Annotated in this window: 25 protein-coding genes and 1 tRNA gene; 9 read left to right on the top strand and 17 right to left on the bottom strand. The window is 51.0% G+C overall.

Annotated elements, in window-relative coordinates; translation table 11 throughout:
* Positions 1-175 precede the first annotated feature (175 nt).
* Positions 176-466 carry a UPF0147 family protein gene (locus ABI361_01145; GenBank protein ID MEO9319256.1) on the bottom strand — a complete coding sequence of 97 codons (291 nt, stop codon included), beginning with the start codon at positions 464-466 and terminating at the stop codon, positions 176-178.
* Positions 467-704: 238 nt separating this feature from the next.
* Here ABI361_01145 and ABI361_01140 point away from each other — a divergent pair, with 238 nt between their 5' ends.
* Positions 705-899, top strand: a complete 195-nt coding sequence (locus tag ABI361_01140; GenBank protein MEO9319255.1) for a hypothetical protein — start codon at positions 705-707, stop codon at positions 897-899.
* Positions 900-993: 94 nt separating this feature from the next.
* Here the strand turns inward: ABI361_01140 and ABI361_01135 are convergent, their stop codons facing one another.
* Positions 994-2,043: a hypothetical protein gene (locus ABI361_01135; GenBank protein MEO9319254.1), complete on the bottom strand. Its 1,050-nt coding sequence runs from the start codon at positions 2,041-2,043 to the stop codon at positions 994-996.
* A 138-nt stretch (positions 2,044-2,181) separates the two neighbouring features.
* Between ABI361_01135 and ABI361_01130 the strand changes: the two genes are divergently transcribed.
* Positions 2,182-3,396 (top strand): glycosyltransferase, encoded by a 1,215-nt coding sequence (locus ABI361_01130; GenBank protein ID MEO9319253.1) that lies wholly within the window; start codon positions 2,182-2,184, stop codon positions 3,394-3,396.
* On the opposite strand, the gene ABI361_01125 is transcribed toward ABI361_01130, so the two are convergent.
* The 4 genes from ABI361_01125 to ABI361_01110 all read right to left on the bottom strand — a co-directional run bounded on the left by ABI361_01125 (position 3,377) and on the right by ABI361_01110 (position 7,961).
* On the bottom strand, positions 3,377-4,222 hold the full coding sequence (locus ABI361_01125) for a hypothetical protein (GenBank protein MEO9319252.1): 846 nt from the start codon (positions 4,220-4,222) through the stop codon (positions 3,377-3,379). The genes ABI361_01130 and ABI361_01125 overlap by 20 nt on opposite strands.
* 314 nt (positions 4,223-4,536) lie before the next feature.
* Positions 4,537-5,466: a succinate--CoA ligase subunit alpha gene (gene sucD / locus ABI361_01120; GenBank protein MEO9319251.1), complete on the bottom strand. Its 930-nt coding sequence runs from the start codon at positions 5,464-5,466 to the stop codon at positions 4,537-4,539.
* Positions 5,467-5,476: 10 nt separating this feature from the next.
* Positions 5,477-6,580, bottom strand: a complete 1,104-nt coding sequence (locus ABI361_01115) for an ATP-grasp domain-containing protein (GenBank protein MEO9319250.1) — start codon at positions 6,578-6,580, stop codon at positions 5,477-5,479.
* 88 nt (positions 6,581-6,668) lie between these two features.
* Positions 6,669-7,961, bottom strand: a complete 1,293-nt coding sequence (locus ABI361_01110; protein ID MEO9319249.1) for a cytosine permease — start codon at positions 7,959-7,961, stop codon at positions 6,669-6,671.
* 160 nt (positions 7,962-8,121) lie between these two features.
* Here ABI361_01110 and ABI361_01105 point away from each other — a divergent pair, with 160 nt between their 5' ends.
* From ABI361_01105 to ABI361_01090, 4 genes are read left to right on the top strand one after another with little or no spacing between them, the layout of a single operon-like run.
* Positions 8,122-8,271, top strand: coding sequence for a hypothetical protein (locus tag ABI361_01105; protein ID MEO9319248.1), 150 nt, complete (start codon positions 8,122-8,124; stop codon positions 8,269-8,271).
* A gap of 39 nt (positions 8,272-8,310) precedes the next feature.
* Complete coding sequence (gene thiD / locus ABI361_01100) at positions 8,311-9,651, top strand: bifunctional hydroxymethylpyrimidine kinase/phosphomethylpyrimidine kinase (GenBank protein ID MEO9319247.1); 1,341 nt, start codon at positions 8,311-8,313, stop codon at positions 9,649-9,651.
* 50 nt (positions 9,652-9,701) lie between these two features.
* Positions 9,702-10,406: a nucleotidyltransferase family protein gene (locus ABI361_01095; protein ID MEO9319246.1), complete on the top strand. Its 705-nt coding sequence runs from the start codon at positions 9,702-9,704 to the stop codon at positions 10,404-10,406.
* On the top strand, positions 10,403-11,713 hold the full coding sequence (locus ABI361_01090) for a putative sugar nucleotidyl transferase (GenBank protein MEO9319245.1): 1,311 nt from the start codon (positions 10,403-10,405) through the stop codon (positions 11,711-11,713). Before ABI361_01095 ends, ABI361_01090 begins: the two co-directional genes overlap by 4 nt.
* 33 nt (positions 11,714-11,746) lie before the next feature.
* Here the strand turns inward: ABI361_01090 and ABI361_01085 are convergent, their stop codons facing one another.
* The 5 genes from ABI361_01085 to ABI361_01065 all read right to left on the bottom strand — a co-directional run bounded on the left by ABI361_01085 (position 11,747) and on the right by ABI361_01065 (position 16,543).
* On the bottom strand, positions 11,747-13,213 hold the full coding sequence (locus tag ABI361_01085) for a UDP-N-acetylglucosamine 2-epimerase (protein MEO9319244.1): 1,467 nt from the start codon (positions 13,211-13,213) through the stop codon (positions 11,747-11,749).
* Positions 13,210-13,656 carry a hypothetical protein gene (locus ABI361_01080; protein ID MEO9319243.1) on the bottom strand — a complete coding sequence of 149 codons (447 nt, stop codon included), beginning with the start codon at positions 13,654-13,656 and terminating at the stop codon, positions 13,210-13,212. The genes ABI361_01085 and ABI361_01080 overlap by 4 nt, the downstream gene beginning before the upstream one ends.
* 58 nt (positions 13,657-13,714) lie before the next feature.
* Entirely contained in the window at positions 13,715-14,746 is a 1,032-nt protein-coding gene (locus ABI361_01075) for a DUF4921 family protein (protein ID MEO9319242.1), read from the bottom strand.
* Positions 14,747-14,827: 81 nt separating this feature from the next.
* Complete coding sequence (locus tag ABI361_01070; protein ID MEO9319241.1) at positions 14,828-16,120, bottom strand: alkaline phosphatase family protein; 1,293 nt, start codon at positions 16,118-16,120, stop codon at positions 14,828-14,830.
* A 162-nt stretch (positions 16,121-16,282) separates the two neighbouring features.
* Positions 16,283-16,543 carry a winged helix-turn-helix domain-containing protein gene (locus ABI361_01065; GenBank protein ID MEO9319240.1) on the bottom strand — a complete coding sequence of 87 codons (261 nt, stop codon included), beginning with the start codon at positions 16,541-16,543 and terminating at the stop codon, positions 16,283-16,285.
* 168 nt (positions 16,544-16,711) lie between these two features.
* Here ABI361_01065 and ABI361_01060 point away from each other — a divergent pair, with 168 nt between their 5' ends.
* Positions 16,712-16,918 carry a hypothetical protein gene (locus ABI361_01060; GenBank protein MEO9319239.1) on the top strand — a complete coding sequence of 69 codons (207 nt, stop codon included), beginning with the start codon at positions 16,712-16,714 and terminating at the stop codon, positions 16,916-16,918.
* 63 nt (positions 16,919-16,981) lie between these two features.
* On the opposite strand, the gene ABI361_01055 is transcribed toward ABI361_01060, so the two are convergent.
* The 6 genes from ABI361_01055 to ABI361_01030 all read right to left on the bottom strand — a co-directional run bounded on the left by ABI361_01055 (position 16,982) and on the right by ABI361_01030 (position 20,664).
* Positions 16,982-18,067 (bottom strand): TFIIB-type zinc ribbon-containing protein, encoded by a 1,086-nt coding sequence (locus ABI361_01055; GenBank protein ID MEO9319238.1) that lies wholly within the window; start codon positions 18,065-18,067, stop codon positions 16,982-16,984.
* Positions 18,068-18,078: 11 nt separating this feature from the next.
* A complete protein-coding gene (locus ABI361_01050; GenBank protein MEO9319237.1) occupies positions 18,079-18,357 on the bottom strand; it encodes a Gar1/Naf1 family protein in 279 nt (92 codons plus the stop codon).
* Positions 18,358-18,482: 125 nt separating this feature from the next.
* Complete coding sequence (locus tag ABI361_01045) at positions 18,483-18,806, bottom strand: signal recognition particle subunit SRP19/SEC65 family protein (GenBank protein ID MEO9319236.1); 324 nt, start codon at positions 18,804-18,806, stop codon at positions 18,483-18,485.
* Between the two features lie 56 nt (positions 18,807-18,862).
* The gene (locus ABI361_01040) at positions 18,863-19,261 is read right to left on the bottom strand and encodes a 30S ribosomal protein S8e (protein ID MEO9319235.1); all 399 of its coding nucleotides are present in this window, start codon (positions 19,259-19,261) and stop codon (positions 18,863-18,865) included.
* 25 nt (positions 19,262-19,286) lie between these two features.
* A complete protein-coding gene (locus ABI361_01035; GenBank protein ID MEO9319234.1) occupies positions 19,287-19,829 on the bottom strand; it encodes an SMC-Scp complex subunit ScpB in 543 nt (180 codons plus the stop codon).
* Positions 19,830-19,887: 58 nt separating this feature from the next.
* On the bottom strand, positions 19,888-20,664 hold the full coding sequence (locus ABI361_01030; protein ID MEO9319233.1) for a chromosome segregation protein ScpA: 777 nt from the start codon (positions 20,662-20,664) through the stop codon (positions 19,888-19,890).
* Positions 20,665-20,918: 254 nt separating this feature from the next.
* On the opposite strand from ABI361_01030, the gene ABI361_01025 reads away from it, so the two are divergent.
* Positions 20,919-21,398 carry a hypothetical protein gene (locus tag ABI361_01025; GenBank protein ID MEO9319232.1) on the top strand — a complete coding sequence of 160 codons (480 nt, stop codon included), beginning with the start codon at positions 20,919-20,921 and terminating at the stop codon, positions 21,396-21,398.
* A gap of 75 nt (positions 21,399-21,473) precedes the next feature.
* Positions 21,474-21,548, top strand: a tRNA-Arg gene (locus ABI361_01020).
* Positions 21,549-21,609 lie beyond the last annotated feature (61 nt).

Raw genomic sequence — 21,609 nt, 5'->3', positions numbered from 1 at the left:
GTGTATCAATTGTAACGTAGTACTGAGTGGAGAAGGAGCCTCTCGTCATTATCTCGCTAATCCCAGCCACAAACTCGAAAAAATGCCTCCACCGGTCAAGCCGGTGAAAAATACGAGCATTAAGTGACTTTAGCGCATACTACTCCCTTTTCTTACGTCCTCTGCTAGCGGAACGTTACTCGCGAATGCTCTCCAAGGTCGAGACGACCTGCCAAAGCATTGTCCGGATATGCGATTGCATCTGAGGGCTTTGCGTGGCACTGTCCAGAAGGCTGATGGCGTTTGCAGCTCGTACTGAGACTGTCCCCCCCTTCTCGTCCCGTAGCGCGGTCAAGACTTCTTTCATCATGTTTCTGATGCTTTTCTGCACGTCGTTATTTTTTGTAATCGAGTCCAGAGTTTCGATTGCTCTTGATAACCTTTCCTGGTTCTCCTTTTCCTTTAGTTCCTTTTTTGAAGATGTCATGGCCCGAATCTATCCTTCCAGAAGATGAGCGTTGGTTAGCAAACCAGTCGCTTTTGAATGTTTTTGTAGATCTTGTGTCGTTCGGCTGATGGTTCTCAACTGAACGCTTCCCAAAGTCCAGGTAATGCTTAAGGCCGGTGAGAAGATGCTACTTTTGAATCGATTCCCCGACAGGACACTCATTTCCGGGCTGTAGGCCGGCAGGTTTTTTAAATCGCGACGGCTTTACAGTGCTTCATTGCCCGAAGTACTGAGATGCAACATTTGCGGCCATTCTGTTGAGGACATCCAAGCAAAGGCGCATTCAGATTCGCCGGAACACAACCGCGGGAAAGCAGAGCTGGCCGTTGAGCTTGGCAACGTCACGAGAAGGAAATATGATAACGAAAAATCGGTAATCTCAGAATGGCGCGAGCAAGCCGACACCAATTAGGATAGGAAATTTTAGTGGCAGGGTTCAACTCGCTGATAGAGCATAATCGCCCAAACAAGCCCTTTATGAAAAAGAGCGGCTTTGTCGCAATATCCTAACGAATGTTCGGGTCCTGCGGCAAGGCAAATTCAATTCCTATACTGACCGCGTAAAGGGCTGCCAGGAAAATAGCGACCCTGATTCCAATTTCCTTCTTCAGTAATGGGACGACCGCGATCAGTGTAACCGCAGTCACCAGGGCGATTTGATATGTCAGTGTCGGCGTGTTCGGAATGTGTCCTGAAAGCCCGCTGTGCAAAACAGCCCCGAACACAGCGACGGCTAGCAGGAGAGTATTGTTCATGATTTTAGATCCGAGAACATTTGCGACTGCGATGGAGGCTCCCGCGGCGCCCTTTCTTGCAAGCAGGATCATTGAAATCTTTTCAGGCATTTCGCCGGCGATAGGGCTGATAATCACAGACAAGATAACTGCAGATATACCAATGTCTACTGCATAGCCCTGAAGAGAGTGGATAAACGGCCCGGCTCCGATAAAGACCCCAATTGTACCTCCAACAAAAGCGATCAAGCCTTTGACCAGGTGGGAAGTATCAACTGCACTGGAATGAATTGATGAGCTGCTTGCATGGGACGCATTGTGGGAGGAAGTGCTTGCGACAAGGCGCTTCCTGTTCTCGATTTTCTGCTCCCTAAATGCAAGTATGACGTAGGCTGCAAACAGTCCGGCAAATATTATCCCGTCGACCAAACGATAACCGTCGTAGAAAAGCGCCGCGCTCGCAACCGCTGTAATCACAAGAAATATCTTGTCAAGCCTAAAAGCTGAAACGTCTATGGCCTTTAGTGGAGCCTTTGAAAGTCGCGTTGTGGCCACAAACAGCATAAGGGACAGACCTAGCGTCATCATTAGCAGGTTGCTGCCGAGTCCCGCACCGATGGCGGTTCCATAAGAACCCTGTGAGGACGCGTAGATTACTATCGCAATTTCAGGGAGCGTGGTTGCGACGCTCAAAAGGGTGCGCCCGATAAACCGAGCTCCGTATCTTTTGGACAGGACCTCCGCGCCAGACGAAAGGAAGTAACTCGCAATAACGAGCTCGACAAGCCATGCAATCATGGTGAGCAGATTGCTGCTAGTCAACTAGACTACCCAACTTTACCGCCGCTCAATATAAACTGCCTGTGGTTGAGACTAATCTTCAACACGAATCTACCTCATTGAATTAATTGCAGGTTGTTATGTTTGCTTTAATTATCATAGTGCCTCACCAATATCGTTTTGCAGGCTAGGATCATACATTCAAGCCTAAATGCTCGAGGCGGAAGCGAGCGGCTCGCGCTCGCAACTATAGTTGCAGTCCATTCCTTGGGATTTAACCTAACACTTGAAACCGCTGAGCGTCCGGACTTTCAAAAGATTCTTGATTCCTCCGGGGTTGACCTTTCGAGTAAGGTTTCAAGACAAAGGACTCTGAGGCTAATAACCGGCTTTGGCCCGCGACTGCCAGAGGACCTTTACATCAATACGCACGGAGATATGATCCCGTACTTCAAGCATGGTATGACGCCGGCCAATTCAATAACCTACTGTCATTTCCCGATAGCAGGCCCTCTGATTGCGTCGGAAGACAAGGAATACGACAGGTTCCTGCGGAACAACATGATGGTATGCAGCCCCCGTGCAAAAGCAAAGTACCGGGAAAAACTGCAGGCCGAGTACGTGCAGATGCTGGAAAATTCCAAGGTAATTACCAACTCACAGTATAGCAAGAACGCACTTTCGCAGCGCTTTCAGGTCGACGCAGAGGTGCTTCCGCCTCCCGTGGATGTTAGAGCGTTTCAATCCCTTAGCGACCCTGATGCGCATAGGCTAAACCGCGTCTTGGTGGTTTCAAGATTCCATCCCTCAAAGAGGCTTGAAAATGCGATCCATATTGCCGCGCTCATGAAGCAGAAAAAGGTAGCTGAAGGTATGTCGATCGTTGGCAACTTGTCGGCCGCAGGCTTGGGTTATTTCAATTACATCAGAAATCTGATTTCCAAGTATGATCTGGCAGACTTTGTTGAAATATGCTGCAACGTGGAATTTAGCCGGCTGGTGCATCTCATGAAGACGACTAGTGTATATCTTCACCCTTTGCCCGGGGAACCATTTGGGATTGCAACCGTTGAGGCAATGAGCGCGGGCATGATTCCGGTTGTGCACAAAATCGGGGGCCACACGGAATTTGTCCCTCAGAGGTACTGGTTTGACGATTTCGGTTCCGCGGTCGAAGCGATCGACAGGGCTCTACGCGCTCCCCTTTCCGAACGTAACAACCTGTCTATCCGGGCGGAAAGATTCTCTGTCGACAAGTATGAAAGCAGGATAAAAGGGATAATCGGCAAGATTTACGACATCGAACCCGAGACGTCGGTTAGGCCACTGCAGGAAATACGGCAACCCCTGGCGAGCCTCGAGTTGACCACGGTCGTTAAGGCGCTGTCATCGTAAAGACGTATGGTGTCCCCGTCGGCTGGTCGAGCGTCCATTGCGTGGGAAGATTAATTGTTTTCAGCCATGCCAATCCGTGCTTGGTCAGCATGGCTCCCCAGCCCCACATCGAGTGGTCCCTTGCCAGCGCGCGTATCGAACTGGCGCCCATAAAGCAAACTCCGGCCTTCGTGTTTCGCATTTCTTCTTTCACTCTCGGAATTATCGCGTCCGCAAGCATTTCTCCGGATTCCGGCAGTGCGGAAATAAAGAACATCGGTGTTGTCATTTTCGATTTCGAGTAGTCAAACACCGTGGCGTCATCGTTAAAGCATTGAAACCTCACGCCGGTCTTGGCCATAATCGTGCGCTGTAACTCTGCGAGACCGGGGTCAATTTCCACTCCGTAAGACTCGATGCCAAGAAGGGTACCTGCAAATGCGAGCCTGCCGTCTCCCGAGCCGATATCTACTATCTGACCGAAGCCTAGCTCCAATGCTGTTCTGGCTAGCATGGCGGCCGAAATCATCCAGGTTGAATAGAACGGCTGGTAGCTGGCGTCATGTCTTTTGCTGTCCAAAAGAAAATTCGTGCTGTCGCCTTCGTAAATCGTCGCATGATTGCCCGCGAGAAAAGTATCATGCCGCCTAAAATAAATCGGATTCTCCTTCAGGAATGTGTGCATCAAATCCAGAGATTGTTGGCTAAAGCCTCCGAACTGTGTCGAAGGCACGGGAAGGGCCTCTCTCAAAAGCGACCTGACTGCGTGTTTGCTGTTCATGTCCTGCTTGAGCAGGACTATATCGCGAAGGACGGATTCTGAAACAACGCTGCAAGAGTTATCCAAGCCCGGGCACCGATTTTTGCTGTGTCAGTATACGGACTCGGCGCTTGGCCTTAATCCCCTTTTGTAGCTGGACCGACCGCATTCCTTGCACACGTAAAGTCTCCGGCGTTTGTAGGTGTATATCGTACCAGGGTCCTCGTTGATTACGTGTACCGTACGCATCATGCACCGGTCACAGAACCTCTTTTCAGTCGATGACACCTGAACCTGAGAGCGGCGACGCTGTATTAAGAATTTGCGGGGCTTGGCGTTTCACTTTTACAACTGAACGCTACTTGCCTTCTCTCGGGTTGGAAAGTGCCGCAACGCTCGGCTCACTTTCGCAACTTTTGGCGGAGTAATTGTGGAACCTCGCCAGGCTTCTTTGCAACCGGGACGCCTGCCTTGCCATAGCTAGCCACCTTGGAATCTGCGGAACCATAGTTTCCATAGACGATCGCTCCAGCGTGGCCCATGCGCTTCTCTTTTGGTGCGGCTCGACCCGCGACATAGGCCACCACAGGCTTTTCAAAACCCGTTCGAACGATATACTCGGCTAGTTGCTCCTCTGCGTCTCCGCCAATCTCACCCACTACTACAACAGACTCAACGTCCTTTCTGTCGCGCACAAGGTCAAATGCTTCAATCAGGTTCGTGCCGTTTATCGGATCTCCGCCAATTCCAAGGCACAGCTTCTGCCCAAACCCGTTGTTTGTCAGGTTGTAAGAAACCTCATACATCAGCGTTCCGCTGCGGGAGAAAACCACAGTGCTTCCAGGCTTGAAGGGCTGGGCGGGCATGATACCCACTTTCATTGTTCCCGGCACGATAACGCCGGGTGTATTTGGTCCCACCATGCGGGCACCCTTTTGTCGGGCCAGCTCAAGCACGATAATCGAGTCACGGATCGGGACGTGCTCGGGAATCGCAACTAGAAGTTTAATGCCAGCTTCGAGTGCCTCCTTTGCAGCTGCCAAAAAGTATGGCGCGGGGACAAATATCCCGGATATTTGAGCTCTAGACTGTTTGACTGCGTCAGCGACGCTGTTAAAGACAGGTACGCCCTCAAAGTCCTGTCCGCCCTTCCCAGGTGTAACCCCAGCAACCACGTTCGTCCCGTAAGCTTTCATCAACCTGGTGTGGGTGGACCCGTAACTTCCTGTAATTCCCTGGATTATTACCGGCTTTTTTCCAAAGTCCGCGTCGTTCTCCGAGCCCACCAAGATGTCAAAGATATCGAATGATTTTTCCATGGTTTCTGTCATTGCAATTCACCTACTTTGCGGACGCCACCGCGGCGGTTATGGCTTCGTCGACCGTATTATAGAGTTGGGCCCTACTTCCCTGAAGCATCTCCTTGGCTCTTTCAGATTCCGCGCCGGATATTCGTGCAAAGACCGGCACGTTTAGAAGGTTATTCTTGTAAGCATCAAGTATTGCCTGGGCGACGAGACTTGTCTTTACTATGCCACCAAAAAGGTTTACGAGTATGACCTTAACGTGGTTTATCTGACTAATCACTTTTAGCGCCTCATAGATGGTCTCGGTTGTGGCACGGCCTCCAAAGTCAAGGAATGCACCAGCCTGCCCACCGGCGTCGGCCACCATGTCCAAGGTCGACATCACAAGCCCCGCCCCGTTTCCAATAATGGCAATATTTCCGCCAAGCTCGACGAGCGAAAAGCCGCTCAGCTCGGCCTGCTTTTCGAGTGCGTTGACATGCTCGTACTTTCTCAGCTCTGGGTGCCGGAACATCGAGTTGTCATCGATTATCACCTTGGCGTCTAGCGCTATCATCGAACCGTCGCCTAGGACAGCCACCGGGTTAATTTCCGCAAGTTCCGCCTCCTTTTCAGTGGCCAGTTTCGAGAGCTTCATTATCATGTCTATGAACGCTATTGACTCTTGTCCCTTCAGCCCCAGCGAGGACGAGGTATTTTCTGCGATTTCGTGGGTAAGGCCGTCTATCGGGACATCGATAACCACTTTGTTTTCGGTGCTCTCAATTTCGACGCCTCCCTCAGCCGACGCAATCAACGAGTAGCATCGCTTGGACCTGTTGAGAAAGAGTGAAACGTAAAGCTCCCTTTTGATTTCCGCCATCTCCTCCAGCAGTATGCCTCGCGGCAGCTCACCTTTGACCTCCTTGTGAAGGAGCTCCTGGAATTTTGTCGCCATATCCGGCTCGCTCTTGCACTTGACTATCGCGCCTGCCTTGCCGCGGCCGCCGACGGTCAACTGTGATTTCAGTACGAGCGGAAATCCTAATTTCGAAGCACCTATTTTGGCCTCATCGTATGAATTCGCAAGGTAAGATCGGGGGACTCTAATTCCATATTGGCTAAAGAGTTCCTTCCCTTGATACTCTAGCAGTCTCATAAATATTCAGTATCGAAAGACTGTTCCCGGTTATTTATAATTCATATCAGTAATTCATCCATAATAAGGACCGGATAATGGGTAGTGCTCAGCGCGCGGCAATTCTTGATTGCCCTCTAAACGAGGCTTTCATCAGTACCACATAGATGAGCGATGCCGACACCAAGCTCGGAATAGTAGCACCTATCGGCGGGAGCTGTGGGACATAAATTGGTGACAGCGGAGATAAGACGAGGCTCAGGAGCGCGCCGGTCGACCAAGCAATCAGCGCTCGCGGGTTTGTAGGAGCACCCTTCTGCGTGTATATCGCGTCAGGAGTATACTTTCTTTTTAGTATGTAGTAGTCGCTCAGGACTACACCGAAGAGCGGAACAAATACGGCGCTTATGAGCAAAAGAAATGTCTCGTAATTCTCAATTGTGATTATTGTCGCCAACGCTGCGCTCAACGCGGTAAAACCGATTACCAGATATTTTTGGAGGACCTTTGGGAAAATATTCTGCGTAGACAAAGCTGCCGAGTAGACATCGGCAAAAGCGTTGTCCGCCTCGTCAACCAACAGCAAAAGCATCAGAAAGCCGGAAAAGATTGCTTGAATTGAGACTATTATTGCGACCACATCGGAGCTTCCGATGAGAAGGCCCCCAAAGTAGAACAGGATGTTGGTGACTGCGAATCCGACCATAGTCCCCATAAACGCACCCTTGCTCCTCTTTGAAAAACGGTTGTAATCTGCCGCCAAGGGCATCCAGGACACTGGCATCGCTATTACGAGGTCGAGAGCGGAAAAAAACGAGAGGCTGTGAGAGGTGTGAGCAAGTAAGCGTTCAGGTGCCCCCGACATGACAAGGCTCGCGATAATGACTGCAGAACTCCCATAGGCGATCCACACCGCGAATTTGCCAAGCCACTGGCGCGCCACCGCAAGGGGGCCGATAATACCCAGAAACGCAGTGATGATGCCAAAGATAGCTGTCCACGCAAAGTATGGCAGGGACTTGCCGGTAAGGATGTCCGCCGCCCTTGACATTATCATGATCTCAAAAGTAGTCCAGCCGACCAGCTGGATTACATTCAGGATTGCAGGCACGTATGTGCCGCGAAGGCCAAGCGATGGTCTCATGCTAATAAGCGAAGGAATTCCTCCGTCGCTCCCAATTTTGCCGGCCAAGGCCAACAGTGCCGAGCCAACGAGAGAACCCACGACGATAGCAAGAATCGCATCGGTGATGGATGCATCAGCCAGAAACGACCCCGCCGAAAGAACCAGCAGGCCCACGCCAAGACTCGACCAGAGGATAAAGTAATCCCGCCCTCTGAGCTTTTTCTGTTCATTAGGAACCGGCTCTATCCCCCATTCGGGAGGATTAATCAGAGTCACTGGATCGCCGGTCAGCCTCACCGTTAATATTCGTTGTATAGGGAATTCCAGGAGGCATCAAAATCAATTCAGGTTAATCCCTCCAGACTAGCTGGATTTGCCTTCATTGTCTAAATTAGCTTGCCACCATGATTAACGATTGGTTTGGAACTTTCGGGTTATGGCATATCAGCAGGAAATTCTGGACGGCTCATTTGAAGGTAGGACGGTAATGTGCGAAACCCACAACCGGCGTTCCAGGATCAACGCCGAGTCGATAGAATGCTTTTGCTGCGGCAAGTATGTCTGTCTCTGCGATTGCGCGCTCTAGCAGAAGGGATAATATGCAATCCAGTGAACACTTTTTCTCATGAAGACTGCGCTATCGATAGCGGGCAGCGACTCCGGCGCCGGAGCCGGAATTCAAGCCGACCTGAAGACATTCGCCGCCCTCGGACTTCACGGCTGCACCGTCATAACCGCCCTAACTTCCCAAAACACAGTCTCGGTATCGCGCATATTTGAAATTCCCGGCGAGGTAGTCAAGAGCCAGCTAGTCTCGATCTTGACGGATATGCCGCCGGCTGCGGCAAAATTAGGCATGCTTTACAGCAAGGAAATAATCGCTGCGGTAGTTGACGGGCTGGCTGGAGCCGGGTTTCCACTCGTCGTTGACCCCATACTGTCAGCAGGAACAGGAGCGCCACTTCTTCGTCCCGATGCGGTGGGCGATTTCATAAAATCGATTATTCCAATGTCGTTTGCTATCACTCCGAACCGAGCCGAGGCAGAATACTTGTCAGGTGTCAGGATTTCCGGTGAGGATGACACGGTCAAGGCGGCAGAACGAATAATGGCACTGGGCGCAAGGAATGTTATTGTAAAAGGTGGTCATTTTGAACAGGACCACGCAGTTGACCTGCTCTTAACCTCGGAAAACAGGCGAGTCTTGTTCTCAAACCCGCGGATTGAAGTAGGAGAAACGCACGGTTCAGGCTGCAATTTTTCCGCCGCGCTTACAGCCTTCATTGCAGGCGGAATGCCACTCGAAAAGGCGTGCAAGGCGGCGAACTCGTACGTTCACGATGCGCTTCTGAACTTGACCCGCGTAGGCAGCGGCCTGCCGGTAACAAACCCCCTCGCTGCGCTTTACCTCGACGCTCAAAAATACAATGTGATACGGGACTTGCGCGCGGCAGTCAGAAATCTGGTAAAAATCAGGGGTTTTGGGAGCCTGGTTCCAGAAACGCAGACAAACTTTGCATATGCGTTGCCCGGGGCCAGCAAAGTTCAAGAAGTAGCGGCTGTCAGGGGCAGGATAGTCAGAGCAGGATCCGAGGTCATTGCAGTATCCGACGTTGATTTCGCAGAGTCAAGGCACGTCGCAGCGGCGATAGTCGAGTACATGAAGTTCGATCCGACGATGAGATCTGCTATAAACATGAAGTTTGACTCCAAGGTCTTAAACGCGTGCATGGCATCTTGCAGGGTTGCCAGTTACGATAGACAGCTTGAGCCGAGAGAGGTCAAGTCTGCGGAAGGCTCGAGCGTCCCGTGGGGGATTAGGTCGGCGCTGTCGGATACTCCGGCAGCAGACGTCATTTACCATACGGGGGACGTTGGGAAGGAAGCCATGACTATGGTCTTTGGCAGTAACCCTGCCGAGGTTGTCGATAAGGTAACAAGGATATCAACCATGTATTCGGTGTAACACCGTTCTAGGTTATATATGCCCGGATAGGAGAAGCATTCTGGTATTCCATGAAAGGCGTAATTTTGGCAGGCGGCTTAGGAACGAGGCTTCAACCATACACATTCTTTATCCCAAAGCCGATGTTGCCTCTGGGCAACAAACCACTTCTCGAGTATATCATCGAATGGATGAAGGAGTCAGGCGGGATAAAGGAAATAGTGCTCTGCGTCAGCTACCTGCACAGAACAATCGAGGACTATTTCGAGGACGGCAAGAGACATGGCGTTTCAATCGAATATGCCCGCTCAGAAAGACCGCTGGCGACGGCGGGGCAGTTGAAGACGGCCTCTAAACTTATTGACGAGCCTTTTGTCTGCGTATACGGCGATTCCGTTTACGAGTTTAGCCTAAAGAAAATGATTGACGAACACATTGCAGACAAGGCGTTCATATCCATGGCTCTCCTCGAGTATTCAACGAGGCTCAAGTACGGCTTTATAGACGTTAACGATAAGAACAGGGTCACCGAATGGCGTGAAAAGCCGGAGATAAAAGGTCTTATCAACATCGGATGCTACGTAATGCAGCCAGAGTTCCTCTCAATGATTCCCCAGTCGAGTGCATTTGGAATGGACGATGCAGTACGAGCGGCTCTTTCACAGAACAAGACGGTGAAGGGATTCAAAATCGATTCAGGCTTTGTCGACATCGGCGACAAGAAATCATATCTGGATGCTTACAAGCAGTATGTAAGCAGGCTAGGCAAGATATGATGCCGGCCAAGATAGCAATTTTCGAAGACGACCTCTGGGCTGCTTTTGCCCCACTCTCTTACACGGCGGCCTTATTTGACATCAAGACAGCATGCAGATCCATTCTCGAATCTTACGAAGAGCCTCCGAGTACACTCCTTGTCAGAGACTCGCTGAGAGATGTCACAGCCGAGCGCCATCCCGACTTTGAGGTTAATCCAGCCAAGATAGATGACGATACTATTTTTGTTCATTCTGCTGTCCTGCCATCTTCAATCGAAGCCTCCCACCTGAACGAGATGCGGGGGACTTTTGCGATAGCTGCCGATGACAGAGTTCTTGTTGCCAGGCTGTCAGCATCCGACCGAGAAAAGGTCGCGGCGTCGGCCTCGGCGGGGAAAAGGGTCAAGCCCAAAAGCCTGCGCGTGGACAAGGTGATTTCGCATGAAGGCTCCAAGAATCCCCCAAAAATTCTTCTCCGGCCGTGGGAGTTAATCAAAGACCTTGAGCACCGGCTTTCGTCACAACTCGGCGCATTGGTAGAAAGGCCAGAAAGCAATTATGACTGGTACAACGGTCCGGATGCGGCAAAAGCGCGGGGCATAGTTGTCAGGGGCGAAAGGGGCGCGCTTGTGTCCCGTTCCGCGGTGCTAGAGGAGGGCACGGTTCTTGATTGCTCAAAGGGCCCGGTCTTGATACAGAAGGGCGCAAAGATCTCACCGTCCAGGATTGTCGGCCCGGCCTTTATATCCGAGGGGACCCAGGTGAAGCAGTTCTCAGTACTGGCCTCGTGCTATGTCGGGAGGGAATGCAGGATAGCAGGCGAGGTCGAGGACTCTATTGTCTGCGACTATTCAAACAAGGCGCACACGGGATTTCTCGGCCACTCCTACGTCGGGTCTTGGACAAACATCGGGGCGATGACTACGACGTCAGATCTCAAGATGACCTACGGCGATATCAAGATGACCTCCGCCGGTGCAAAAACAAACACCGGCATGAACAAACTCGGTTCGTTCTTTGGTGACATGGTAAAAACCTCCATCGGGTGCTTGATCTACAGCGGGTCACTGATTGGCGTCTCGTCGCATCTGCATGGACTGGTCTCAGGCGACGTGCCGAGCTTTACCATTGCGGGCAAGAGCATCGGAGCCAGTGATGTTGAGCTGAGACTGGATTCGGCTATTGAAACGCAGCGCAAAATGATGGCGCGCAGGAGCATAGCAATGAGCATGGCATATGAAGCCATGATTACAAGGGTTTTCAGAGACACAGCGGCGGAGCGGCGCGATGCTGGCGTACGCAAGGCAAAATTTGCGTCACCCTAGGCGCTCAAACCTGCGAGCCCAACCTACGGGGTGCTACATGTAGTCCAGTTCTTGACGTTCCTTCCACAGGCCAAGTCTCTGGTGTAACCAGGGATAAAAGTTCGCATCACCATTCTCGAACTCCTTCTGGACGGTGCTAATGATTTTTCTCGAAACCGACCCCGGCTTACCATAGAGAGGAGGTTTCCTCTTTGTTTTTATGCCAAGGCTATCTCCGCTGTCGATTACTCTCTTGGCAACCTCAAAGACCCAAGACCTGCTGAGTGGAGGCACGAGTATGTTGCTTTTGGCCTGAAAAATTGTCTCGGGCCGGTCCGTGTTGAGTCGGACTGTCATGGAATTTACCCCCTCAAAATACAGGAGCTCCTCCTGCAACGAACCTGAATCAGTCATCTCTGCAATGCATCTGCCGCTGTCAAGAAATTCTATGACGTTAGCATATTCCTTCCACAGCGGAGTAATCAGAAACCTCTGCGGAATCTCGTCTGCGAGCAGGTCAAGCCTGTGGCGCAAGCCGTACTGTTCAAGCGCGGATGCCATGGCATTTAACATGACAAGGACTATTTTGTGGTCTGTCTTTCGGACAAAGTCCTCGATTCCCCCTACAATTGCCTCAAATCGAGTCCTTGTGAGATTCTCCCTGCGGTGGATGTCCACCCTTATCCACCCATCAGAGTCAAGTTGGGGAAACACTTCGAAGATGCTCTTTGTCGGTGCTTCCTTTCTCTTCTGGTAGATTGCGTCGACCACAGAGTTGCCGACAACGTGGATAAAGTCTTCAGGGTAGCCCTCACGGATCAGATTTTCTCTGTTTACCATAGTGGGCGCGAAGAAAAATTGGGTCCCTGCAGAGCAGATCCACGTGTCGATCTGCTCGGGGAAGGGCTCCTCCCTTGCAAGAAACCATCGCCCTTCAAGCTGCTGGGTCACAATTTTCTCAACCGCCGCACGAGTCGGCTCTTTTTTCAGGTTCCCTGTGCGTATTATTTGCGGACTCATGGAGCGGAGCCCTGCCTCGTTTTGTCCCACCTTCTGGCCCATGCCAAACACCCACGCAAGCGGAGCTATGCCTGCAACCAGCGTGTCCCCGTGCACGACCGGCAGCAATGCACCGGTGCCAAATCGTTTCCTGCAATAGCGCCCAAAAGCTCCGAACTTTAAGATTAGCTCGCTTGCCTTCTCCATCAGATCGCCTCTTATCTGCAGATTGCAGGCAATGTGATCGTCGAGTCTGAACTCCTTAATGCCAAAACCGAGCGTGTCATCAAAATGCTGGCCAGTGTTTATTACAAACACGGGAACTCCTGCCTTTTGCGCCTCGACAACGAGAGGTGCCTGCTTGTAGAAATCGGGCTTTGTTCCCGTTACCACTGCCAAGATTGGGCTGTTCTTGTCCCGCGCGTCGGCGAAAACAGAGGAAAGCAGTTCGTCTGCGATCTGTACGGGAAGCTGCGGATGCGATATCTGCAACTCGCTGTACTTTATGTTTGCCTTGCTCAACGAAGATCCTCGAGACTCTGGGCCCTTCGACGCTTGGACAGCACTATCAAGTATGCGCCCAGACCCATGATGACTATGCCGACTGCGACAAATATTATCGGGAAGTACGGGACGCCCCCAAGCAGATATTGATGCTGTATCTGGGGTACAAGGCTGTTAGCAGCGGCCATTCCGGCAGCCATTACAGCGCCCGTGGCGACTAAAAGGATGCCGGCTCCGGCATTGCCATATCCTCTTCCCATGAAAAAGACGAAAATGGCTATTACTGAACAGGGAATGGCAGAAATGGATACTTCCTGCACGACTAGCGACGCGGCATCGACCTGCGTGCTGGGACCTTTGTGGTCAGGTCCAACCAAGAAGGAATAGAAGGAGACCATGATTGCCGCGGACATTGCCGCAAGCCCAAGCGCCGCGATAGCTGCCCATGTCTCGAGCTTCATAATTACCTGCTGTAAGGCTCAAGCCGGCGTCGATTATATATTATATGATTCGGTAATGTCAGCTGCTCGAGGGCGGGAGCACTTGGTCTGCTAGTTCCCTGCGGGAAGCAGAACCAAGAATGTCAGCGGCTTTTTCAGGCTTGACGCTGTTTACAAATACCCCGAAGCCCCTTTCCAGACCCGAAATGTTGGCAAGTTGGGGATATACCTCGATGTGCCAATGAATCTCCTTGCTGTGCTTCTTTTCAGGAGAGAGGTGGAATACAAGGTTGTATGGAGGGTTCTTGAGAGCCCTTGACAGACCCCCTAGAGTCGCCCGGAGCATCATCGCCAGGTCGTTAATGTCTTTTTGTGTGATTTTACCAAATGAGGTGACGTGCTTTTTGGGGTAGATCCAAAACTCGTAGGGAAATGTCGGCGCCCATGGACAGATCGCAATAAAGTGGTCCGTTGCGAGAACTTGGCGCGGCCCGCTAGATTCCACGGTTATCATGTTACACGCTGGACATGTTCCGTTTTCGTTTGAATAGCGGTAAGACCCTTCTGCCTCGGCTTCAATAATTGGCGGAATCGTGGAAAAGGTAACGATGTCCAGATGCGAATGCGGATAAACAGCCCCTGCTGCCTTGCCGCTGTTCACGTATACCGAAACGTAGGTCACGCCCTTCTGGTTGTAGAGATTTCTGACCCTGTCCTGAAGAACTACCAATACGTTCGACATTTGCTCGACCGAAATCTGGGCCAGGCTCAGCTCGTGGTCAGGAGTTGCAACTACCACCTGGTGGTAGCCATATGCAGGCTCGCTGTATAGTGGCTTGTCGCTGTATGACGTGGCAGATTTTAACTCGACCACGGGGGACGAACTGGGAAACACTCGCACCGACCAGTCGTCGACGATGGCATCATCGCTGTCAGAAAGTCTTTTCAGCATGCCGTCTTTGACAACTAAGGCAAGTATAGCTGGTTGCGTCAATGATTCGTTGCCGGGGCAGAAGGGACAGGTCTCACCATTGGCAACTTCTGTCTTGGCTTCTGCGGACGGAACGACTACAAACCGGTCTAGAAAATAATCCTTACGGAGATCCCCCATGCCCTCTCTTTGAGAGGATCTTGAGCCTTTAGATAAAGATTCTGCATCAGAAATGATCCGTTTCGCCCGTTTCAGATAGTGTTAGTTTACAGGCTGTTTTGAAACCATTCCTATAACTGTGGGAAGGACCGAAGCGCCCATGAGTAGGCCAAGGCTGCCCTTGGCTGCATACTTTTCGGTATATCTGGCGCTGCCGTCCTGCTTTACTCTCGGACCGGACACGAGGAGTGGTATAGGATCATCGCTGTGTCCCTTCTTTACACAGGGAGTGGAATGGTCCCCGCATACAACTATGGTGGTATCGCGACCATTGAGCGAATCAAGGAGCGTTCCAAAGAACCGCTCGTCGATATCCTCGATGTTCTTTTTCTTGCCTTTCGCGTCGCCGTCATGTCCGAATTCATCGGGGCCCTTGATGTGGACGTATACGGCGTCCATGCTGTCGAGGATTTCTGCTGCGACCTTGGCTTTCTCAACGTAGTCGTTAATGTCACCGGCCCTGAACATTTTCATATTGAGCACCTTTGCAATGCCGACTTCGACAGGCATATCCACGATGCACCCGATGCGTATTCCAAGCATTTCGGCGATTGGCTTCACGTTAGGAAATCTGTTGCCAGAGTCCCGGGCCAGTATGCAGTTCATGGCTTTCTTCCCAGCCGCCTCCCGCTTCAAATTGACGGGGTGCTTTTTCAATATCCTTATCGTCTGGTCCGTGAATTCATTTAGCATCTTTGCGGCTACTGCCGCCTCTTTTGTACTGTCCTGGGGGCTGGACTTCTGGACATACATTTCGCCTGTACTGTCCTTTGCGATCCCCATCCCATCGACCTTGTCATATGCTGGATCGGAGTTAGAGATTTTGTCAGAGAGTCGCAGTCTGGTGTTCCTCAGGCGGATAACGACGCGATGGGACACCGTTGGTTCCAGCTCTACGGAGGCCGATTCGTCTTGAAATTTTATCTCTTCGGTAAGTGTCTTGCATACGGAGGACGCTTCTTCCTTTGTGATTGCGCGCCCGGCGCGCCGGTCAATAATCTTACGATTGTTATCGATTGTCGCAAAATTGCCTCGCAGCGCGAGGTCGCCGTCCCTAAAGTCAATGTCGCAACCTATCGACTCGATTACTCCCCTGCCGACGTAGCTGCCGTCTTTGAAGTTATAGCCAAGCATGTTAAACACTGCGATGTCGGATTGAGGAGCTATTCCTTTACCTACGCTTATTACGCGGCCTGTCGCGCCGTTTCTCGCAAGTTTGTCGAGGTTTGGAGTCAGCGCAGCTTCGAGCGGGGTCAGGTCGTTCAGGCTCGGGTTGGGAAGATCTCCAATACCGTCTAGCAAAACGTAGACAATCCTAACGGAAGAATTACTCACGTTTCAAATCGTATAGCGCGACAATTTAATTTTTGGCATCGTTTTTACACGAACAAGTTACATCGAGCGGGAAAAGGACAAAGATTGAAATGTGATGTCCTCAAGCCTTTTTATCTCACCGTCATAATTTAGCTGCTGGTGCGTATTCCCTACCAAGTGCGGCTAAGACGATTCTAGCATTTTGCGCCCAAGCTCTGTAATCTTGTATCGACTTCCACCGCTTGGTACAACGAAAAGCAGCCCTCTGGAAACCAGCTCCTCAAGCGCTTTTGTTGCAACTTCATGCGTCACAAACGCTGAATGCATAATCGTCATTCTGGTTTCATAGCCGTTTAGAGCGGCCATCAAGATGGCCTTGACAATTTCATCCCTTGACCTATAGCCCGAATTGTTCTCGTCGCCATTATCTATTGGTCTCGGCACTTTTTTGTCTTGACTCTAATCCTATAAATCAGACAGGAATGCAGTGCAATGCAATTGTTGAGAACTTTTAATGCCTGCGAGCGGGCGAATCTGCATGCCCCTTGAGGGTCGCGACGCGGTTGAATAGCGACACCTAATATTTGGGAGTTCACTAAGCGTCCAAGGTCAATGATACGAGGCATTCCAAGTTTTGGAGTGGATGCCATTTTGCCGAAGGGGACCGTCAAAGACGAGTCGACGTTCTTCCTGCTGCTGATACTCTTGCTGGCCTTTATAGGGGCGGCGATTTACCTCCGCCTGAGGAGAAGACGAGAAGACGCTAACGAGCACGACAGTGACGCGCCGCCGCATAGCGATGAAGAAAATGGGAAATAGTTGGATGGTCCTGCCCATCAAAAAAGGGCAGGATTTGAGCGGCCTTCTCTTGGACTTTGCTTCCTACGAGTGAGCCTGCTTTGACTGCGGTTTCACCGTTACTGTTAGTTTGAAGCACGAAAGCAGGTCCTTGCACCTGTTGCGGATGGTAACCTCGGTGACCCCGGAGAGGCTCGAAACGTCGCGCTGGAGTATGTTCACCCCAAGAAACGTCGCGGCGATGTAGATATACGCCGCAGCCAGCCCATTTGGAGCTTTACCATCGGCGAGAAGATGGTCGTTTGTCTTGTGCGCGAGGTCAATCGCAAGCCACATCACCTTGGTGTCGATCTTTGCCATGTTTGCAAGTTTTGAGATGTAGTGATCTATTGCATTTGTCATTGACTGCTGTGACTGACCTGTAGGAACCGACGTGGAAGCAAGACCCTGTCTTTGTAGCGGAGCAATCATGGCCATATTCCCTTTCTCCCCATCGACATTCGTTAAGGCTGGAGATGATGGGACAGTAAAGACTCCCATTTCCATAACCATTATGCGATAGTATTTGGATGCCAGTTTTATCGTTGCCCGCTCGGGCTCCGCGCCACCCGCGTGGCCGACAATTTCATCAAGCGACCTTACGACAGAACATTTCTTGCATGCGAGATATATCGTTGCCGCCGCCATGCAAGAGATTGACTTGCCCTTGGCGTCGAATTTCGTCTCAAAGTTACGATACAACAACGCTGCCGTCTCAAGAATTAACTTGGGAAGAGACATCAAAGAGCAAATCTCGTTTATTTTTGCAAGAACGTTTGAGAGCCTCCGCTCCTTCGACGAGATTATCCGACTCCGCACGTGCCACTTGCGAATGCTGTGCATCTGCTCTGCCATTTGAGAGTTGATTGCCTTGCCGGCATAATCCTTTGAACCAAACGCAATTTCGGTACGAAGTCCAAAGTCATGAAGTGCAAAACTAGTAGAGCCGCTTGCCCTTGTGCTTTTGGACTTTTCCTCAAAATCGGTTGAATTTGATTCGCGCCCAAAGTCGTCTATTTGATCCATGACTACGTAGCCGCAGCCTTGGCAAATGTATTCACCCTTGCTGTAGTCCTGTACCAGGCTTTCGCTGCACTCGGGACACTGAGTATGATATTCCGCTGACGTCAATGTGTTCCTACCTACCTTGCCCTTCGCTTTGGCGAACCCTGAGCCTTACGCCTTTCTGCAAACCCGCCGCTGAAAACCTTAGACCCGACGAGTCTGCTCGTCTTGTCTGTCATGGAAATCACTGACGCGTATGGTGCGTTCAACGGTCCCATAAGTTCAGTGATTCTTCCAACCCTTTTTCCATTTCCGTCAACGAGCAGCTCGCCCGGCCTTGGCGATGCTTCCCGGCTGATTTTTACGATCAGTCTACCACTTTTTGCCAGATGCATTACCTCCCCAATCTCCCCCACTGCAGTAGCACCAGTTGCTAGATACTTGCTATCATTAGCTTCTGTCAAATAACGTTTGCATTTCGATTAACAAGTTCTAGCACTTTTCTACAGAACTACCCGGCTCCCGAGCCGGACCAGACAATCTAACGTGAAGATTGTTTCTGCTGCTTTGCCTTTCTCTGCTGCATTTTGTCGGCGACAAGTGAGATAACCTGGGATTTCTTTAGCCCCTCTCTCTTGGCAACCATGACGTAGCCGGACTTTACGAAGGACCTGCGAGGATAGCGTGCCTTGTCGTTTATTTCGTCGTCGGCGGGCTGAAAGCCGGCTGCCTTTGCAGCCTCTGTTAACTCTTGGAGCGTCGGATCGAAAACTGCCTGGTCGCGTTTAACCTTGCGACCCTGCCTCCTCTTCAGATTCTTGTTGAAATAATCTATCCAAAGAATAACGTGGTCGTAATCCTTCAAGTGGCGCCGACATCAGTTGAGAAGGCGCTTATTAATATTTTGAGAGGTTCGTCAGCTCACGTGCTCTTTGACTGTTTTACAAGAACGGCATTTACCACTCCGTTCTGTCCTGGCCTTGAGACAACACGTGCCGATCCACTTTCAGTTTCGATTATCGCACCCTTGCTAACCACGCCACGACGTTCATAGTCCCTGTTTGCAGGGTTCTTGGTGACTCGGAGGATCTTTGCCTTGGTCACTTTTTTCGCTTCATGATCTATAACATTTGCAAACTCGGCGGTCTTGAAGGCGGCCTTGACGTTGCTACCCCTTACCCGGCGAGTAACAATACTGGTAGAACCCACGACGGCCTCGTTAGGGTATCTGTCAATCTCAAATTTTCTTCTGCCCCTTGAGGCTATTTTGCGTCCGCCCGTGAGTTTGCGGCCGGCAAGGTTCTCGATAGACTTGCGCATTTGAAATCGTAATGCCAGTACTCTATTAAGGCTTTTCTGAAGAGGTAGGGTTTGGACTCGGGGTCTCGGGCGGTTTCTTTGGCTGTTGCTTGTTGGATCCCGCAACCAGCTGGCTCTTAATTGCGCCCATGTCGGTAATCCCAAAGTATCCTTGAAATTTCTGGGTAGTACTGTAGACCTTGAGCCTCCCCACGTTTTCGTGCTGAACGAACATTAGCTGTTCAAGCTCCTTGATGTGGGTATAGACCTGGCTTCCGCGTATCTGCACCAGCCGTTTCGAAGTCACGGGCTGTTCGTACGCGATATAAGAAAGGGTCTTGAGCGCGGCCGCCGAAACAAGAGGATGTTGGGCGAACTTGCGCACTACCGGAGAGTATGCGGGCTTTAGCTGAAGAACATACGATCCGTCGTCTAGGGTTGCAAGCTCTATTGCCTTGAATGAAGTGCGCACCTTCTTTATCAGTTCACCCAGGCTTCTTGTAGTCTTTTCCTTTGAATTTGTGCCTGAAGCGCGGATGAGTTCGTCAAGTGACAGCGGCCTGCCGGCCGAATAAAGAGCAGCTTCTATGCGCGCCGAGACCTCTTCCTCAGGAAGTGATTCTCTCAGTGTGGATTACCTCGCCAGGCTAGGAGCGCGGAGGATTTTCTCCGGCAGAATCTGAAGAACCCTCAGCACTGGGCAATGCGTCAGAAACCGAGTCTTTGTGAAAAATCACCATTATGTCCTCTGGAGTTTCCTCCTGCACCAAGTCGACCTTGCCCTTGAGAGCGAGGTACAAAATTGCAATAAATGAGCGTGCGCGCTCTATGGCATCCATTTTTTCAACCAGCGCGCTGAACCTGACGCTCTGGTCGGCACTGACAATGTCGAAAATCATGTCCTCATAGCCCTGGATTATTTGCTCGAATTTTACGAGGTACTTGTCAAAGTCAAAAGTTTGGACAGGCTCCAGCTCGACCTGCCTCTTTCTTTGCTTGGGGCTGGCAAGTTCTGTGATCATCCGTTCCAGAACTTTTAGGAGTTCGTCAACCGAAACTGGGTAGGAAGGCTCAATTCTGAAAGGCACCTCAAGTGCGTTTAGCTGTGGCACCGGCATGTCACCTTCCTGCACGGGATTTACCTGCTTTTGCATGGCGATTTTTTCTAGAGCGAAGATGCTTTCGACCTGCAGCCTGTATATCATAGAGGAAGACAGGGCCGCCACTCCGCAAATCCGGAGGTCTTTATTTCCGCTTGCCTCAAGCAGCCTCAGGAAAAGCCGCAAGAGCTCGACTACGTCGATGCTCCATATGTCCTTGTTCCGCCGGACAAGAAGGGAGGGGTTAAACAGTAGGTTGAGAGGCGGCTCGGATATGCTTTTTTTTGTGTCAAGTTGCTGAGAATCCTGTACCGGCTCTGCCAAACCCTATCCCGTCTAGCGGGGGCGATTGCCACTAAAATACCATAGCAAGCGAATGTCCTTCCCCTGGGGTAAAATCCATTACACACGGCGGCAAAAAGGCTGATTTTCTAAGCAAAAATACAGCCCGAAGTCCCCTTGAAGGTAATAGTTGGCACCACAAGCGGCATCATTTGTAAATACTAGCTGGGCTACCCGAGTTTTCCCTGTATCATCCGTTTAGTTTATTTTGTCGCAGCGAACCGTTAGTACGGTCATTGAAGAAGAAGACGGTGAGCCGTCTCATCACTATAGGAGCACTTGGAATCATTGCGGTTGCCATCGCTGCGATGGCTATCTACCAGGCGGGAGTTTCCGCCAACAATGATTTGGTCCAGTCAATCGACAGGGTAGCGAATGATGCCATTACGCTTACCCACAATTATCAGGCCGAAGAAGCCAAGTGGCGAACAAAGCAGTACGACAACACTACGATGGCAGGGGTGATCGCAAATTATGACCCCCAGTACCAGGCACTCATAGACAGGGCTAACGCCATCAAGCCACCTGAAAAATACAAAACCGCGTTGGACTCGCTTGTTAAAGCCATCCAGACTGAGAAGGATAGCAATGATCATCTCAGGCTTGCTCTGTTGAACAACGACAAGTCTGAGTACGAGTTATCGGTCAACCTTTTTGCAAAATCCTATGCTTACAGCGGCGACTATGATGCTGCGATGCGGGCCGCGGGGATGTAGTGCTGCTTATTTTGAAGGGCAGGCTGACAAAATTGCCTAGGTTTTAATTGAGGTCAGCTGGTTTTTCTGACATCTGGGCCCATAGTTCAGCTTGGATAGAATGGCTGCCTGCGAAGCAGTTGGTCGAGGGTTCGAGTCCCTCTGGGCCCGCTACGATTTTGTCCTCTTTTTGAGGACTCAAAAGCTATATACTGGAACTTTCTATGGATTG

It is taken from the genome of Nitrososphaera sp. (genome assembly GCA_039938515.1).
Classification (GTDB): Archaea; Thermoproteota; Nitrososphaeria; order Nitrososphaerales; family Nitrososphaeraceae; genus Nitrososphaera.
The sequence above is the reverse complement of the archived record's forward strand: the minus strand, read 5'-3'. Positions and strand labels throughout refer to the sequence as shown.